The sequence below is a fragment of the Streptomyces sp. ISL-100 genome, from assembly GCF_018614615.1.
Lineage (GTDB): Bacteria > Actinomycetota > Actinomycetes > Streptomycetales > Streptomycetaceae > Streptomyces.
Window position 1 is genome coordinate 39,682 of the sequence record NZ_JAGGOK010000096.1, and the last position, 16,375, is coordinate 56,056.

16 protein-coding genes are annotated in these 16,375 nt (G+C 65.2%); 2 read left to right on the forward strand and 14 right to left on the reverse strand.

The features are described from left to right. Positions 1-35 precede the first annotated feature (35 nt). The 12 genes from J7E89_RS35230 to J7E89_RS35285 all read right to left on the reverse strand — a co-directional run bounded on the left by J7E89_RS35230 (position 36) and on the right by J7E89_RS35285 (position 10,335). Positions 36-554, reverse strand: a complete 519-nt coding sequence (locus J7E89_RS35230; protein WP_214979738.1) for a hypothetical protein — start codon at positions 552-554, stop codon at positions 36-38. Between the two features lie 864 nt (positions 555-1,418). Then, entirely contained in the window at positions 1,419-1,751 is a 333-nt protein-coding gene (locus tag J7E89_RS35235) for a hypothetical protein (protein WP_214979740.1), read from the reverse strand. Between the two features lie 189 nt (positions 1,752-1,940). Further along, entirely contained in the window at positions 1,941-2,171 is a 231-nt protein-coding gene (locus J7E89_RS35240) for a hypothetical protein (protein WP_214979742.1), read from the reverse strand. Continuing rightward, entirely contained in the window at positions 2,168-2,482 is a 315-nt protein-coding gene (locus J7E89_RS35245; RefSeq protein WP_308315707.1) for a hypothetical protein, read from the reverse strand. Before J7E89_RS35245 ends, J7E89_RS35240 begins: the two co-directional genes overlap by 4 nt. Before the next feature lie 195 nt (positions 2,483-2,677). After that, on the reverse strand, positions 2,678-3,919 hold the full coding sequence (locus J7E89_RS35250) for a helix-turn-helix domain-containing protein (protein ID WP_214979776.1): 1,242 nt from the start codon (positions 3,917-3,919) through the stop codon (positions 2,678-2,680). A gap of 125 nt (positions 3,920-4,044) precedes the next feature. After that, positions 4,045-5,403 carry a DUF3987 domain-containing protein gene (locus J7E89_RS35255; protein ID WP_214979746.1) on the reverse strand — a complete coding sequence of 453 codons (1,359 nt, stop codon included), beginning with the start codon at positions 5,401-5,403 and terminating at the stop codon, positions 4,045-4,047. Between the two features lie 397 nt (positions 5,404-5,800). Further along, positions 5,801-6,610 (reverse strand): histone-like nucleoid-structuring protein Lsr2, encoded by an 810-nt coding sequence (locus tag J7E89_RS42190; RefSeq protein ID WP_214979748.1) that lies wholly within the window; start codon positions 6,608-6,610, stop codon positions 5,801-5,803. Between the two features lie 499 nt (positions 6,611-7,109). Continuing rightward, positions 7,110-8,021 carry a hypothetical protein gene (locus J7E89_RS35265; RefSeq protein WP_214979750.1) on the reverse strand — a complete coding sequence of 304 codons (912 nt, stop codon included), beginning with the start codon at positions 8,019-8,021 and terminating at the stop codon, positions 7,110-7,112. Positions 8,022-8,035: 14 nt separating this feature from the next. Further along, positions 8,036-8,386: a hypothetical protein gene (locus J7E89_RS35270; protein WP_214979752.1), complete on the reverse strand. Its 351-nt coding sequence runs from the start codon at positions 8,384-8,386 to the stop codon at positions 8,036-8,038. Positions 8,387-8,434: 48 nt separating this feature from the next. Then, the gene (locus J7E89_RS42535) at positions 8,435-8,656 is read right to left on the reverse strand and encodes a helix-turn-helix transcriptional regulator (protein WP_214979754.1); all 222 of its coding nucleotides are present in this window, start codon (positions 8,654-8,656) and stop codon (positions 8,435-8,437) included. A gap of 888 nt (positions 8,657-9,544) precedes the next feature. Beyond that, on the reverse strand, positions 9,545-9,703 hold the full coding sequence (locus J7E89_RS35280; RefSeq protein WP_214979756.1) for a helix-turn-helix domain-containing protein: 159 nt from the start codon (positions 9,701-9,703) through the stop codon (positions 9,545-9,547). An 89-nt stretch (positions 9,704-9,792) separates the two neighbouring features. Then, the gene (locus tag J7E89_RS35285) at positions 9,793-10,335 is read right to left on the reverse strand and encodes a hypothetical protein (RefSeq protein ID WP_214979758.1); all 543 of its coding nucleotides are present in this window, start codon (positions 10,333-10,335) and stop codon (positions 9,793-9,795) included. A 138-nt stretch (positions 10,336-10,473) separates the two neighbouring features. Here J7E89_RS35285 and J7E89_RS35290 point away from each other — a divergent pair, with 138 nt between their 5' ends. Then, the gene (locus tag J7E89_RS35290; protein ID WP_214979760.1) at positions 10,474-11,649 is read left to right on the forward strand and encodes a site-specific integrase; all 1,176 of its coding nucleotides are present in this window, start codon (positions 10,474-10,476) and stop codon (positions 11,647-11,649) included. A 199-nt stretch (positions 11,650-11,848) separates the two neighbouring features. On the opposite strand, the gene J7E89_RS35295 is transcribed toward J7E89_RS35290, so the two are convergent. Next, on the reverse strand, positions 11,849-13,006 hold the full coding sequence (locus J7E89_RS35295; protein WP_214979762.1) for an acyl-CoA dehydrogenase: 1,158 nt from the start codon (positions 13,004-13,006) through the stop codon (positions 11,849-11,851). Positions 13,007-13,184: 178 nt separating this feature from the next. Here J7E89_RS35295 and J7E89_RS35300 point away from each other — a divergent pair, with 178 nt between their 5' ends. Further along, entirely contained in the window at positions 13,185-14,531 is a 1,347-nt protein-coding gene (locus tag J7E89_RS35300) for a UDP-glucose/GDP-mannose dehydrogenase family protein (RefSeq protein ID WP_214979764.1), read from the forward strand. Positions 14,532-14,708: 177 nt separating this feature from the next. Here J7E89_RS35300 and J7E89_RS35305 read toward each other — a convergent pair whose 3' ends face one another. After that, complete coding sequence (locus J7E89_RS35305) at positions 14,709-15,923, reverse strand: dipeptidase (protein WP_214979766.1); 1,215 nt, start codon at positions 15,921-15,923, stop codon at positions 14,709-14,711. Between the last annotated feature and the right edge of the window lie 452 nt (positions 15,924-16,375).

A 16,375-nucleotide genomic window follows, 5' to 3' on the forward strand; every position in this document is an offset into this window, starting at 1 on the left:
GTAATTCACCATATCCAGCCGGCCGGCTCCGGTGATCACATCTCGATGCCGTCCCGGAAGTTGAAGCAGCCTTCCAGTTTGGCGGTGTGCTTGCCGCCCGCGATGTCGACGGACACGGCGGCGAACATCATCCGGTGGCTCTCCCACTTGTCGGTGTACCTGTCCACGGCCAGTCTCAGCGGCACCCGGCTCTCCGATACCTGCCGGTGCAGGGACAGCTGGAGCGACGTGACCAGGATGCGCCTGCGGACCTCGGCCGGGCCCACCTTCGGGAACGCGGCGAAGACGGGGTCGCCGTTGGTGTACGCGCACAGCATCGACGCGAGCGTGTGGTACGAGACGATCTGCGCCAGGACCGACCCGTGCAGCACCGGCCGGTAGGGCGCCCGGTCGCTGACGTCCGCAGCGAGATCCACGTCGTAGATGCCGTGGTACGCCTCGCCGTCGAAGCTCAGGTCGGTGGCCGCCCACGGGGTGTGACACCAGGCGGCGGCGAGGTCCGTGTTGATGTCGGCGAAGCTGGGCCGCGGGGACGGCAGCTGGACGGCGGTCATGCCGATCACCTCTCCACTGGGGTCGGGCGGCTGGTCTACCCACCCGGTCGCCGGGGAACGCGACGCGAGGCGCCCCGCCGAATCACCCGATCCGGCGACCGCGGTCGCCGAGTCCCCTGTCCGACCGGAGCGAAACGCGCTCCGATCGCGCGCCCGGCGAGGCGTCCATAGGCTGCCCGTACGGCGATCCGGTCAGGAGGCGCGTCATGGCGGAGACCGAACGCCCCTGCCGTTTCCTGGCAGGGGCGTTCGTATGGTGCTTCGAGCGGTTCAGAGAAAGCCGTTCTACGGCAGGTTCCTCGCCATGACGATCCGCTGGACCTGGTTCGTGCCTTCGTAGATCCTGGGTCTTTACGGCTCATGCAGCTCTGACCTGCACATACACCCACTCCTGAGGGGGCTCCCCCAGGATTTCCCCATGATCGACTTCGCGTCTCAGCACGTCGGGCCACCGCTGGCACTGAGTCCGTGATGACCAACCCGTCGTTGGCTCAGGTCAAGCAAGCAATGGCCGCTTGAGTCCCCCTTCTAAGCGAGAGGCCCCCTGCAGGCCGTATCGGGCAGGGGGCTTCTTGACGTCTGAATGTCAAGCGGATCAAGGTCCGCCGCCCGGCCACTGCAGGGGGCCGTTCCCGGCTGCTGTTGGTCATGCGCTGGTCACGTGGCCGACCAGCGAGGAACCCCGTTAGGCGCCCGGTTCCCTCTCTCCGGGGGTCAGCTCAGGGGCGTGATCCGGGCAGGCGTACACGGTCACTCCGGGGCCGCTCGCCCGCTCAATCCAGCGGACCGCTACAGCGGTCGGGGTCCGTGAGCCGCAGCGACAGCACACGGCCCCACGGACAGGCGTAGGAACGACGTTCATGGTCATACGGACACCTTCGCCGTGGCGAACGCGGAGGCAGGAAACGGCGCACCTTCGTACGTGTACGGGTAGTCCATGCCCATCGTGGCCAGTGCGGCGGCCCGTCGTCGTTCCTGTGTCAGGTTCAGTTCGAGTGTCGCTTCTGCCTGCTGCCGGAACAGCTCTTGGGCCTCCTGCTTTGTCGGTCCGGTCCATGGGCGGGCCCACGGGCTTACGCGGTCGGGTTCGCTGTGGTCGGCAAGGTAGTCGGAGGAGTGACGTCCGGGGGTGGTCCGGCGAGACCAAGGGAGGACGGACAGCATCCAGACAAGGGTGCGGGCGATAGCATCACGCACGGTCGTTCAGCTCCTATTCAGCTGATCGGCAAGCCCCGATGGACCGGGCCTAATCGGTCTGTCGGGGCGCTTTTGTTTTGATGGTTCGGGAACATGTGGAAGCCCCGCCTATGCGCCACGGGGGAGCAACGCACAGACGGGGCGGCCGACACGCTGAGCCTTGATTCGCCGTCGCTCAACGCGCCGGGATCATTCGTCCCGCGCCACGCGGGCGTAGTCGGTCACGACGCGGCGGAACAGGTCATGAGTGGGGTTCCGGCCCGTGTGCCGAAGACACCAGTCCTGCGCCCCTTCCTGGGCGTCCTTGGGGCCGGACGTGTCCTCACACTCGAACGCCATGCAGAACGCTTCCCAGACGACTCCGCCCTCTGGCGCGCGCTTGATCGTGTGCTCGGCGAACCGGATGACCGCGCGTGTCATGCGGGGCTCTCAGGGTCGTTCTCGCTGTCGCTGTCGTCCTCTTCGATGTCCGGGGCAGACAGGCGCAGTCCCCGGCTCTCAGCGATCCGCAGAGCGTCAGTCAGGCACTCCGACAGACGCAGGGCCGCGTACCGCACCTCGGCGTAAGGCGACAGCGGGTTGTCCAGCACCTTGCGCGTGGCGCTGAGCACGTCCGCCCCCATGCCAAGCTGCACGGCCTCAAAGTCGTCAGCAAGCCAGGACAGAAGCCCGCCTTCGTCGCCCGTGCTCAGCAGGCACTGTTTGCCGTCTTCCGTCGTCCAGGGCAGCAACCGGGGCGGGCTCCCTGACGATGCATCAGCAAGGTGAAGCCGTCGCTGTCGGTCGGCGTCCGTTCTCTGCATGCCTGCGGTCCTCTCTGCCGTGTTACCGGTAGAGCGAACCTACGAACCGTCAGAGCCTCAACCCACGTGCACAGAGCGGTAGTTCAGCAGAGCCGCACGCCGAACTACCACGCTCCGTGTTACCTATCCGGCGATCCCAAGATGAGCCGCCATGCTGCGCATGTCTTCGGTCAGTGTCCGCTTGCGGGTCTTGAGGATGTCCTCCATCACGCGCCGTGCCATGGGCTGATGAGTCAGCCACACATCGGCGGTGTCGCGGAGGTTCACAAGCTCATCCATGGCGTCTTGGTGAGACCCGAGCAGGACGTGAGCGCGGGCAACATCCAGCCGGTGACGGCCCCAATTGTTCGTGCTCAACCGACCGAAGCTCTTCACGGCTTTAGCGCTGAGGGGGCCATCGTCAGCGCGACAGAGAACACCACGCGCGTCACCGACAAGGGCAAGGTCCTCAACGGCCTTTGCCTCAGCGGTTACGGGACCGAACGCGCTCCAATGTGACGGGAATTCCGTGTGTTCCCGTTCCAGGGCACCCCCAGCAGTGGCCGCCATGCGTCGGGCATGCTGCGCCACGTCGGGCCGGTTGTTCCTCCGGGCAGCAGCGGCAACCCTGAGCCACAGCTCACCCCAGACAGCAAGCTGTGCGGGTGTCGCCGAAGACATGCGCGGTTCGATCTCGGCTGCTGTCTGTGCTGCCAGCTGTTCGCTTTCGTCGAATCGGTCTTGCCGGAGCAGCAACCAGCCCAGACCCACAACTCCTGTTGCTGCCAACTGAGTTTGGCCACTCCCACGAGCAAGTCGAATTGCCTCAGCGAGTGCGTAATAGGCCATGTCGTACTGCCTCACTTGAGTGAGGTACTTGCCCGTAAGCAACAGCGCATGAGCACGCGCGATCACGGCGTGCTGCTGTTCTTCGCCCTCAAGGGAGGACACAGCAGCCTCAGAGCTACGGAGCAGCGACGGAAGACGTTTCGCCACCGCCCCGTACCGGTCGGCTTGGTAGAGCGCATGGCCGTCCTGCACGCCTTGCCTGATGACTGACGGTTCTTCGGCTTCACCAGGCTCTGACAGGGTCACAGAGAGCCCGATTGGAGGCATGAGAGCGCGCCTCAACTCAGCGAGGTAACGGCGGTTCGCTTCATCCTGCGCGCCGACCACGGACCTAGGCGCTTCGCTGGCGAACAGGTCGGAAGTGGAGACCCCCAACGCACCAGCGAGAGCAGCAAGGGTGTCCATGCTGACGTGCCCGCCTTGCTCCACCTTGCGGACCGTGCTGAGTGACAGGTCAGCCGCTTCCGCCAACCGCTCTTGGTTCAGTCCGGCCGTGCGCCGGTACTTCCTGACGTTGTCAGCCAAACCCGTGGACATCAGCACCACCTCACCGTCAAGCGTATGCCCGCCGCGTACCTAAGCAACGCGGATTGCCGTCCAGCCAACGGCCCGGAGACGAACGAAGCCCCGTCCATCAGGAACGGGGCCGATTCGTTGGTTTGTTAGAGCAGCGCGCGGAACGGGTTCTCTTTGAGCGGTGCGGGCCGCTCAGCCATGGGGGCCGACGGACGTACGGTCCTCACGGTCTCGGGTTTCGTAGGTCGGTAGTTCTCCATCGAAACAATCTTGGCTCCGTTCCCGTCCGGTTCTGCCCGCTGGCCGGCTGCGGGCTTCTCCGGTTCCGGGCACGCTGCGTCACGGGAACTGTCGTCGGCGAGTGAGAACACCACGGCCGGACGGCCGACCCCCTGTCGCTCTTCGGTGACGACGATTCCGGGCAGTGCCTTGACCTCAGCGGCGGACGCACCGACGTACGGCAAGAGCTGTGACGACCGGGCGGAGCCGCCGAACAGTTCCAATCGGGCCCGTACCTTCTCCGTGAGGCTGAGCGGCTGACGCTTGCTGGTCTTGCTGCCGCTTCCGGTGGCGATGGTCTCCACGGTGTCCATGGCGTGGGTGATCAGGGATGCCGCCGCGTGCAGATCATCAGGCGTGATCTCGGTCCGCATGTCGAAGAGCGCGAACAGGGCGGCGATACGGCGCACTTGCTCATTGCAGCGCGCGGCGAACGGCTTGAGATCCTCGGACTCACGGGCCTTGCTCAGCAGGTCGTGCCGGATGGTGTCGGCCACGTCGTAGGCGTCCTCAGCCAGGGTGACCGTGCCGACCCGTTGTCCGAACCGGACGGCCCGAGCGAAGAGTTCACCCGCTTCGGGGATGAGGTGCGCGGGCATGCGTTCCCGCTCGCTCAGCCACCGGACCTGAGAAACGGGCAGGGTCAACAGCCGGTTGTACGAGCCGCCGTCCCTGTCGGTGCCGGAGAGGTTCGCTTGGAACTCCTCCGGGGTGATGTGGCCCATGATCGCGACCCTGGGAGCGTCCACCTGGACGGGGTCCTTCGCCCTGGACGTGGCGACCGGGGCACCGTCCCAGAGGTCGCGGAGCACTTGGGAGAGGTTGGCCTGTCGGCGTCCGGCCCGCAGCACGCGGGCGTACTCGGTATCGACGATCAGGGCGTGTTCGCCGCAGTCGGCAACGGCCTGAATGAGTCCGGCTCCGCCCACCACACCGTGGATGACGTTGCCGGACATGAAGGTGCGGTTCGCGTCCCGGGCGACCGCTTCCGCGATGCCCCACGACTGTCCCTTGCCCTCACCCGTGCCGCCGCACAACAGCACGTGGAGCATGAGCGGCATGGAGCCGGAACCGCGCTGTACGCGGGTGTCCGGGAGCATCGCGGAGAACGCGCACAGCAGACCCCCGAGCAGACCGACCGGGGACCACTCGACGTGGGGGGCCAGAGAGGAGACCACGGCCCCGAGTCGACCCGTGGCCATGGTGCGAACGTCGGGCATGGTCATGCTGCTTCAGCCTCCATCAGAGACGGTTGGTAATGAGCGGGAGTGAGACAGCACCAACGGCCGTTGGTCTCCTTGGCCAAGGTGTCCGGGCGGTTGGAAGTTCTGAGGGAGACAGGAAGAGCCTCCCCGCCATCAGCGGGCACCACCAGGGCACGGCATGTCTTGCTGCCAGTAGGCACGGTGCGGAGAATCGCAGCGATGGTGAACGCATCACGGGAGATCACTCCGGTACGCGTCCGGCCTCTGGCGTCGGTCCACTTGACCCACGAGCCAGGGGCGAAGTCCACCCGAGAGACCCGAGAGTCAGCCCCGTACCCCTTGGTCTGCTTCCAGACCTTGTGATCACTCGGGCGGGGGTGCCGACCGCGCCGACGAACAGTCACGGTCGGCTCAGCTTTCACGCTGCTGTGTGGGACTCCTTGGCGTCCGCAGACTCTCGTGATTCGTGAGCGAGCCGGTACGCCTGGCTTACAGCCATCGGGATACGGCCCCGTGCTGGTACGTCGAACCCGTTCTCACGGGCCCATTGGCGTACGGCCTTGTTGCGCTCACGGTCGCTCAAGTGGCACGCGTCCGGCGTCACCGGCTCAGCCGGTGCGGTCTGCTCCTGCTGCTGAGACGTACCACGCATGGCGTCTGCGTAGGCCCGCGCCATGTGCGGGAAGTTGGACCACATGAAACCCCGGAACTCCACATGCGAGGCCGACAGGCGGGCGTCCTTGCCCTCTGCGGCACACCACTTCACGTAGTCGGCCCGCTCCTTCTCGGGGAGCGCTGCCAGACGCTCACGGTGCTTGGACCACTGAGCCCGTGCAGCCTGAGAGTTCGCGTCCAGCGGCTTGCCGTTGCGAGCTTTACGGTTGTCCCTGATCCGTGAGACGTAGTCGGCCAAGTCGGCTTCAGCGGTGGGCTCTTCGGTCTCCTCAACGGCCGGAGCATCCCCCTGGACATCCGTTTCAGGCTCTACGGTCACAGACTCGGGGACGGACTCAACCGGCTCAGCCTCAAGCGCGTCGGACGGCAGACCGGCCCCCAACGCATCAACCAGGTATCGGGAGAAGCGCACGGAGTGCTCAAGGCACAAGTCCCAGGAACGCTCACCCAGGTTCAGGGTGTCGGTCGCCTCGGTCTGCGTTCCGTCTTTCGACAGGCACCCATCACACACGACCTTTTCGACGTAGCTGATGACCTGAACCGTCGTGCGCACGGTCCCCCCTTGGTTGATTAGGTCGAGTGAGTCACGGTCCGCCGGAGATTCGCTCTCTACGGCGTCCCGCCCCGCCTCTGTAGCGGACTCTTGAAACTCACTCCATCCTGCTCATCACCAATCACGGAACGGTATATGTAAGATTTCGAAATGGTAACGTATATTCATTTAGGGCGGGGTAATGTGGAATTTAGAAAAGAATGGAGGACCGCAGGGGCGCCCTCCTTTCGTCGTGTACGGGTTTCGTTATTTCTGAAAAGCGGTGAAAAGCGTGTCGTGAGGGTGACTGGAACCCTAAAAGCGGGCGCTCAAGCGCACTTGGACCACCCCGGTAGGCAGAAAATGGCCCTTCGAGAGGTCATTTCGGTGACCACAGTCACAGTTTTTCGTGTCCGCGTCCCGTTTTCGCCACAAGGACACGTATGGGGTCTCCTGAAGGGGCAAAAAGAAAACGGGCCTCCGCCGACATGGCGGAGGCCCGAATCAGTGTCACCAAATATCAGGCAGGCCAGTCCACGGCTGCCTTTACAATTCCCTTGGTCGGAAGTGCCTCGTCCCAGGCATTGTCAGCCTTCTTCGTGTCCATACCGGGGTAACGAATCACCTTGCCTCCATAGAGGTGCAGGGTGTCGATGTAATCGGCTCGGAATTTTTCGCTTTGACCCTCACGGAACCCCGTGAACTGGCTCGCAAAGGTGCTGAAATCAGAGTGGCCAGCCACAATATCAACCCCGGCAGGCATGGCAGTTGTAGAGGCAACCGTGAACCCTGCAAGGCGCGCCACAACGCCATTGGCAGTCACGCCGCTATCACCGTAGGCCGCAGCATTAGCGACGGAGGGGTGTTCAATGAGATACCGCTTTACCTTCGGAGAGACAATCACATAACGCCCACCCGGAACGTCCGCATCGTCCAGGGCGAGCATCATGTCGAGAATCGTCCCGTAGAGGCTCGCGGGAATGTTCCCGGAGGCCGGAGCGACGTCCGGAAGCGCTGTAGCGCTGCTGGAAATGACGTTCCCCATGAACGTGTCAGCCGCACGGGCAATGGCCCTAATCATCTGCGTATTGATCGGAGAATTGAAGTCATCTGAAGCAAGCTGCACCCGCTCGGCATCTTCGATCAAAATTTGCAAATACTTCGCCTCGGTGATCGGAAGCTCCTGATCAACCGTTTCCGGCCGCTGAGCAGTCATCCCATCCGGCAACTTGTAATCGCCCACTGTGGGGCGCAGTAGCGAGTTGATGTGGACAACGTCGCCCCGCTTTCTGATCTCCCCCTCGTACTTGCGGTTACTCACCAGGCGGGAAGCCCAGACGAGCAGGAGGGGGTCAAACTGAACGATCAGTTCGGCGTCAAATATTTCAGGCACAAACGTGTTTGTGCCAGCGTGCTGGTACGGAAGAGCCATAGGGTGTCTCCTTCTTACTTACGGCGTCGTGCATCTAGAGAGAAATGGTGGACGAGAGGCGCGGAGCCGCGATTGTGCAGAGTCCCTGCAAGTGGAGGGAATTTCGGCTCGAATGGTTTGAGGGCTTCGCCGATGGACTCGGCCGATGGATTCCCGTCCTCCCCAAGGAGCTTGGAGGTGTCGAGGTAATCCGTGTATCCGTCGGGGAGCTTGATGCCAGCCTGCGCCGCCTGAGCCTTCAATTCCGCCTGTGCCAGCTTCCCGGCATTCTCGCGATGAATCCCCGCCCGAACCTCCTCGGCCGGGTCGGGTACCGCCTCTGTCTGCGCCTCTGGCGTTTCCGGTGCGGTGTTGATTTCGCTCACGCTGCAAACTCCTTGTGCATGTCAGTCCGAAGCAACGAATCAAGTGCCTCAGCAGTGCGCCGCTCCTCCGAACCGTCGTCCTGTACCAGGGCAAGGAGTGGGACGCAAAGAATGCCGGGTGACAGGAACCAGCATGCGCAGGCTAGGGCAGGTGGCCCCGGACTCCCACCTATAGATAGTCGAAGGGGATACCTGAAGCTCATCGGCAAGTTCCTCAACGGAGAGGCCCAGAGCGATGCGACGAGCAGTGAAGTGATGTCGATTGAACATGCTTCTCCTTGCGGGCTGTTGCCCTAATGCGAATCTCTGACCTAAAGGGGAAGGCCCTGGCCTCCCAGAGGTAAGGGGAGGCCAGGGCCATAACCTGAGAAGACTCCTGAATAGTTCTCTCACTGTGTATGTACGTGTCCTCTGGGGGCAGGTCGGATGCGACGGCGAGAAAGTGAGAGCCGGATCACACAGGCCGGGGCGGAACAAAAACTCTTCCTGTTACCTTGGCGGGTTCAGGACCCCCAAAGGTCCTCCCTTGCGAAGTAATTAAGAGACAGGAGGCCCCTTAGAGAGGAGCCTCCCACTCTCTACCAACTACTATCTACGCTCTATGAGCTACTAACTAAGTCCCCGTTCCACCGGGGAAGTGGGTATCACCAAATGGGTTATCTCGCTGCCAGGTAAGCGAAGGGGAATCCCATGGTGCCGCCCTGGGTGTAGGTGGCAGAGGCTTGCGGCCTCCCTTTGCCTTTGGTGGGTTGGTGTCCGTGACGGTCAAGACTTCACCGAAGGCTGCACCCGCCAAGGTGGGATACTCGTTCAAAACTTCAGTCGGGGCAGAGAGGCGAAGATTCGCCGCCCTACCCCTCTTGCCGTGTTGTGTGAAGAAGCCCATCTGTGTCAGCACATCTCGGCATCGTTTCCCAGGGTGGTCCTTGGTGTTGTAGCCAAGCCGTTGGGCTATCTCCGTATCTCCCGTGAACATCTCTCCGGTGCGACCATTCACGCACCGGAGCTGGACCAGAGCCCAAAGCAAATGTTCCCGTCGAAAATTGTCAGCCTCTGTGGCGATCAGCCCACCGGGGCCGAACCCTTCGACGAGCGCACGACTCCATTCCTCTTTCACGTCGTAGGTGGCGGTGAGCAACCGGCGGGCCTTGGTCTCACTCACTCGGCCCCCTGCTCGTCCAGCCACCGGTCAAGGTCACTCGGTCGGCATCGAAGCGCCTGCCCTAGCTTCCGGAACGGAATGTTCTGCTGCTTCCAGTTCTCGTACACCCAACTACGGGGCTTGGCCAGGTAGTCGGCCACGTCATCAACGGTCATGAGCTTGGTCAATTTGTCCTCCGGTAAAAAAGAAAACCCCCGAGCCTCCTCGGGGGTCATTGGAATAGAAATTTTGGAATGAGGCCTCGCTAGCTGCCCGCGCTGGTCATGGCTTCCAGCACCGCCTTCGACTTGTCGGTCAGTTCACCTCCGGCCTTTCCTGCCAGCGTGCTCAGGAACCCGTCCCGGCGCGCCTTCTTCAAGTGGTCCTTGACCGTCTCCGGGCGACGGTCGATCAACCGAGCCAGCCACGGAACGGGAGCCGGGGCCCCACTGTCGGCCATGCCCGTGTACGTCGCCGCAAGCATCGCCAAGTACCGCTCAGAAACACCCTCGTTAGTCAGCAGCAGCCCGGCCGCCTCCCCCGACTGGTTGAGCTTCCGTGCAACGTCTTCCAAGGTGCGCTGCGCCTCGGGGGCCACCTTGGCCACGTTCACCGCTGCTGCGATATCCAGCCTGCGGAGCACGGTCGTGGAGATGCCACGCACTACGTCACGAGGGGTCGCATCCTCGGCTGGCTCCACAGTCATGCGCTGCGGGCCACCCGTCACCGGCCCCGTCGGCCACCACATCCGGACCACCCAGCCTCCGTGTTGCTGGCTGATCTCGAATCCGCTCTCGTCTACTCGCATGTCTTCAGAGTAGCACCACCCAGGGTGGTCCACCCTGGGTTGACATTCCAGGGTGGACCATGCGCAGACTGAGTCATGCCGGACGACCGGCGCGACGCCGGGCAGGTCCGTGCGTCACCAACAGGAGGGGCTGCCTCAGTGGCAAGAGCATGGGTCGCGCGGTCCAAGGACGATCCGAAGAAGTGGACGACGTACTGGTACGACCCGGACGGGAAGCAGAGGCAGAAGAGCTTCGACACCAAGAAGCGGGCCGACGACCAGCGCAAGCGAAAGGAACAGGAACTCGACGCCGGGACCTACCTGGACGACCGGTTGGGCAAGCAGCCCGTGACGGCCGTGTGGGAGCAGTGGACGAATCAAAGGAAGCTGGAGAACAGCACCAAGAAGCAGTACCGGTCCATCCAGAAGACGACCATTGAGCCGTTCTTCAAGGCCCGTTCCATCGTGTCCCTGAAGGTCGCTGACGTTGAGCAGTGGCTCTTGTGGATGGAGCAGGACCGGAAGCTGTCCGCTCGCACACGTCGTCAGCGGTTCTCGTTCTTCTCCGGAATGATGGACTGGGCTGTGGTCAACGAGATCATCGGCCGGAACCCGTGCAAGAAGGTCAAGGGTGCCGGTAGCCGCGCCAAGGAGATCCGGGAGCACAAGAGCACCGCCCGGCGGCTCACGACGCGGGAAGTACTAGCGATGCTCGATGCCGCTCCCCCGCGCTACCGCGCGATGTTGTGGTTGATGGCCGGTTGCGGGCTGCGCCTGGGAGAGGCCATGGCCGTATCCCGCGACCAGATCGACTTCAAGGCCGAGACGCTTCGGGTCGACTTCCAAATTGCGGAGGACGGCGACACGGAGTCGGGCAAGAACAGCGCGATCCAGCGTCGGCACATCAAGGCCCGTGACGAGGGTGAGCCAGGGCGCACCGTCCCCCTCCCGCCGAACGTCGCCTTCGAGCTTCGGCGGCACATCAAGAACCACGGTGTATGGGGACCGGAACGGCTCCTCTTCCCCAATGTGACGCGGACCGGCTACCTCTACGCGTCGTACTTCTACCCGAAGATCTGGATGGAGGCCCTGGGCAAGGGCCAGGTGAAGTACTGCAAGGCCCACTCACTCCGGCACTACTACGGGTCGCGGCTGCTGTACGCCGGTGTCCCCGAGAACGACGTAGCGGACTGGATGGGCCACAGCAGTACGGACGTGCTCAGGGAGCACTACCACTACATCTTCGAAGGGGCAGAGCAGCGTGGCCGCGCGGCCATCGCAACGATGCTGACGCCCGGCGCGGACGACCCCACGGAGGCGTCAGAGGTCGCCTGATCCACGTACGACAGCAGCCCCCGGCATCGCGCCGGGGGCTGTGTTGTTTGTGCTGGTCAGTGGCCGTTTTCGGCTCAGCATCCACCCAGGATTCCCCCAGCTTGACGCCCATGAACGGCCCGAATCGGGCTGCATCAGGCAGGAAGCTGAGAGCGTTCCTTCAAACCATCGAAATGGCCTCTGACCTGCTACGGAGGCTCTACGGCAGGTTCCTGGCCATCACGATCCGCTGAACTTGATTCGTGCCTTCGTAAATCTGGGTGATCTTCGCGTCGCGCATCATGCGCTCGACCGGGTAGTCGCGGGTGTAGCCGTAGCCGCCGAGGAGCTGGACCGCGTCCGTGGTGATCTCCATGGCCGCGTCGGAGGCGTAGCACTTGGCCGCGGCGCCGAAGAACGTCAGGTCGGCATCGACGCGCTCCGACTTGGCGGCGGCCGCGTACGTCAGCTGGCGGGCGGCCTCCAGCTTCATCGCCATGTCCGCGAGCATGAACTGCACGCCCTGGAAGTCGCCGATCGGCTTGCCGAACTGCTTGCGCTCCTGGACATAGCCCTTGGCGTAGTCGAGGGCGCCCTGGGCGATGCCGAGGGCCTGGGCCGCGATCGTGATGCGGGTGTGGTCCAGGGTCTTCATCGCCGTGGCGAAGCCGGTGCCCTCCTCGCCGATCATGCGGTCGGCGGGGATGCGGACGTTGTCTAGGTAGACCTCGCGGGTCGGCGAGCCCTTGATGCCGAGCTTCTTCTCCGGGGCGCCGAAGGAAACGCCCTCGTCGGACTTCTCGACCACGAAGGCGCTGATGCCCTTGGAGCGCTTGGTCGGGTCGGTGACCGCCATGACGGTGTAGTACTCGGAGACACCGGCATTGGTGATCCAGCGCTTCACGCCGTTGAGGACCCAGTAGTCGCCGTCGCGGACTGCCTTCGTCTTCATGCCCGCCGCGTCCGAGCCCGCGTCCGGCTCGGACAGGGCGTACGAGAACATGCCCTCACCCTTGGCGAGCGGCGTCATGTACTTCTTCTTCAGGTCTTCGCTGCCGGAGAGGATGACCGGGAGTGAGCCGAGCTTGTTGACCGCCGGGATCAGCGAGGACGAGGCGCAGACGCGCGCGACCTCTTCGATGACGATGACGGTGGCCAGCGCGTCGGCGCCCGCGCCGCCGTAGGCCTCCGGGACGTGGATGGCCTGAAGGTCGGAGGAGACCAGGGCGTCCAGCGCCTCCTGCGGGAAGCGGGACTCCTCGTCGACCTCGGCGGCGTACGGCGCGATCTTCGCCTCGGCGAGCGAGCGCACCGCGTCACGGAGCATGTCGTGCTCTTCGGACGGGCGGTACATGTCGAAATCAGGCGAGCCTGCCAAGGTCTCTCACTCCCCAAGGATGCTAACTACCGTTAAGTAACCGCAATTTTAGGGGGCAGGGCGCCTATAGGGATACGTGAGCTTGCCGACAGGGGGTCGCCTGGGGAAAGGTCCGCTCCGGCTTGCCCGACTATGCTCGGGCCCGAATGTCTGCCCGTACCTCCCTGGAGCTCACCACATGGCCCTCAAGATCACCGTGATCGGCACCGGCTACCTCGGCGCCACCCACGCCGCGGCCATGGCCGAGCTCGGATTCGACGTGCTCGGGCTCGATGTCGTGCCCGAGAAGATCGAGATGCTGGCCGCCGGCAAGGTCCCGATGTACGAACCCGGGCTTGAAGAGCTGCTGCGCAAGCATGTCGCGGGGATCGAGGGGTCGAGCGGTCGGCTGCGCTTCACGACCTCCTGGGAGGAGGTCGGGGCCTTCGGTGACATTCATTTTGTCTGTGTGAACACGCCGCAGAAGCACGGTGAGTACGCGTGCGACATGAGTTACGTCGACTCCGCCTTCGCCTCGCTCGCGCCGCAGCTGACCCGGCCGGCGCTGGTCGTCGGCAAGTCGACCGTCCCGGTCGGCAGTGCGGCCCGGCTCGCCAGTCTGCTGGCGGACCTGGCGCCGGTGGGGGCGGACGCGGAGCTCGCCTGGAACCCGGAGTTCCTGCGGGAAGGGTTCGCCGTAAGGGACACGCTTCATCCGGACCGGATTGTCGCCGGCGTGGAGAGCGAGCGCGCGGAGAAGATGCTGCGCGAGGTGTACGCCGGGCCGATCGAGGAAGGGTCACCGTTCGTGGTGACGGACTTCCCGACAGCGGAGCTGGTGAAGACGTCTGCCAATTCTTTTCTCGCGACCAAGATCTCGTTCATTAATGCCATGGCAGAGGTGTGCGAGGCGGCTGACGGTGACGTCGTGAAGCTGGCCGAGGCGATCGGGCACGACGAGCGGATCGGGAAGAAGTTCCTGCGGGCGGGGATCGGCTTTGGTGGCGGGTGTCTGCCCAAGGACATCAGGGCTTTCATGGCGCGTGCGGGTGAGCTCGGGGCCGACCAGGCGCTGACGTTCCTGCGCGAAGTCGACTCGATCAACATGCGGCGGCGCGGGCACATGGTCGAGCTGGCGCGCGAGGCGGTGGGCGGCAGCGGCGGCTTCCTGGGGAAGCGGGTCGCGGTGCTGGGCGCGACGTTCAAGCCGGACTCGGACGACGTACGGGACTCGCCGGCGCTCAATGTCGCCGGGCAGATCCACCTCCAGGGTGGCCAGGTGACCGTGTACGACCCGAAGGGCATGGAAAACGCGCAGCGTCTCTTCCCGACCCTGGGATACGCGCCGACCGCCGTCGACGCGGTGCGCGGCGCGGATGTAGTGCTGCACCTGACGGAGTGGCGGGAGTTCAGGGAGCTGGACCCTGAGTCGCTGGGTGAGGTGGCTTCCGTACGGCTGATCCTGGACGGGCGCAATGCGCTGGATCCGGAGCTGTGGCGTGGGGCGGGCTGGACGTACCGGGCCATGGGGCGGCCGAAGGCGTAGCGGTTTGGCGGTTGGGCTTGGTGAGGGCGTCCTCTGGAGTGCGGGTTTCGGCCGGCGCGCGGGGGGCGCCTTTCGCGTGGTGCCGTCGCGCGGGGACGCCTCCGGCATTCCAGGCGGCGCCCGGGTTCGTACCGCCGGCGGGGTCGGCGAAGGCCCTGCCGGGCACCCGTTCTGGTGTCACGATGCGGTGGGGATGGGGCGGCGCCGGCGGGTGGCGCGGGACGTGAACTCCGTGTCCCGTACCACTCGGGCCGCGTTCCCCCACGTCAGCAGGGCGATGTCGGTCTCGTCCCAGCCCCGGTCGAGCAGCTCCGCGATGAGATGCGGGTAGCAGGAGACGTCGCGGAGGTCGTCCGCGTGCGGTACGTCCGCCACGTCGGCCCCGTACATCCCGCTGAGTCCCACGCACTCCGGGCCCGCCACCTCGCGGACGTGGTCCAGATGGTCCGCCACCCGGCGCACGGTCTGTTCGGGAGCGAAGCCCACCATGCAGACGCCCTTGTCGGGGGCGAGTGCGCGCAGTACGTCGTCGGAGGCGTTCACAGGGGTGTCGGTGAGGGCGCGGGCGCCTGAGTGGGAGAGCAGGACCGGGGCCCGGCTGACGGACAGCACGCCTTGCACGGCTTCGCGCGGCGCGCCGGTGAGGTCGATGAGTACGCCGAGGCGGTTCATCTCGCGTACGACCTCCTGCCCGAAGGGGGTCAGCCCCTCCCCCTTCGCGCCCGCCCAGCGCGTGCCGGCGAACGCGACGCTGCGTACGCCGAGTGCGTGGTACGCGCGGAGCGTGCCCAGGGATTCGCCGAGGGCGTGTCCCGAGACGGGGCCGAGGAGGGAGGCGATGCGGCCGCAGTTGCGGGCGTCGGCCATGTCGCCGGCGGTGAGGGCCAGGCGGAAGCCCTCGGGGTAGGCCGCTACGACCCTCTTGACGAGGTCGATCTGTTCGAGGGTGGCGCTGATGGCCCGGTCGCCGGCGTACTCCGCCGGGACGAGCAGGGACCAGAACTGGGCGCCTACGCCGCCGGTGCGCAGGCGCGGGATGTCGGTGTCCAGGGTGCTCTCGCCCAGTTCGAGGTCGTGCCACTGGCGCTGGCCGAGGGTCCAGGCGAGACGGTTGTACCCGTCAGCGACGGGGTGCGCCGCGAGAAGGGCGCGGGCGCGGCTGAGGCTGTCCTGGGGCGCGGTGGGCTCGGCGGGCTGCTGGTCGGCGAGCTCGGGCTCGACCACCAGCTGAGCAAGCTCCGGCTCGGTGAGCTCTGCAGCCGGCGTCGGCTGGGACCCGTACTCCACCGGCGCGGGTTTGATGTGCTTCGGGACAGCCGTGCGCGATATTCGGTCGAGCTCGCCGACCGCAGCGGTGGACGAAGATTGCGGGTCGTCCTGCAGGTCTGCCATGACGGGGCTCCGAATCCATGGACGCGGTACGGCCACGGTCACACGGGAGCGGCGAGGGTTCACGGCGGGTGGTGCGTTCGGGGGACGGGGGTGGGGGTGCGGGCCGCTGCGCGGGGCCTTTTCCCCACCCCGCCCCTTCCCGAACCGGGGCCAGCCCCAGACTCCGCTCCTCAAACGCCGGAGGGGCTGAATTGGCTGCCCCGCAGAGCGGCAGCCGCCAGGGCTCGCACCACCCGGCTTCACCTGGCACGGTGCCAGGAGGGGACGTGCCGGGGCGCTCCCCGCAGGGCGTCGAATGCAACGAGCCCGAACGAACAACGCGTTACCCGAACGTTCGACGCCCGAGGAGACGCCCCGGCGCGGCACCGACCCCAGAGCCCCGTACAAGGCACCCCCGCCGCCGCACCGGCCCCAGCGCCGCGCCCGACCTGCCTAGAAGGCCGCTGAAGATC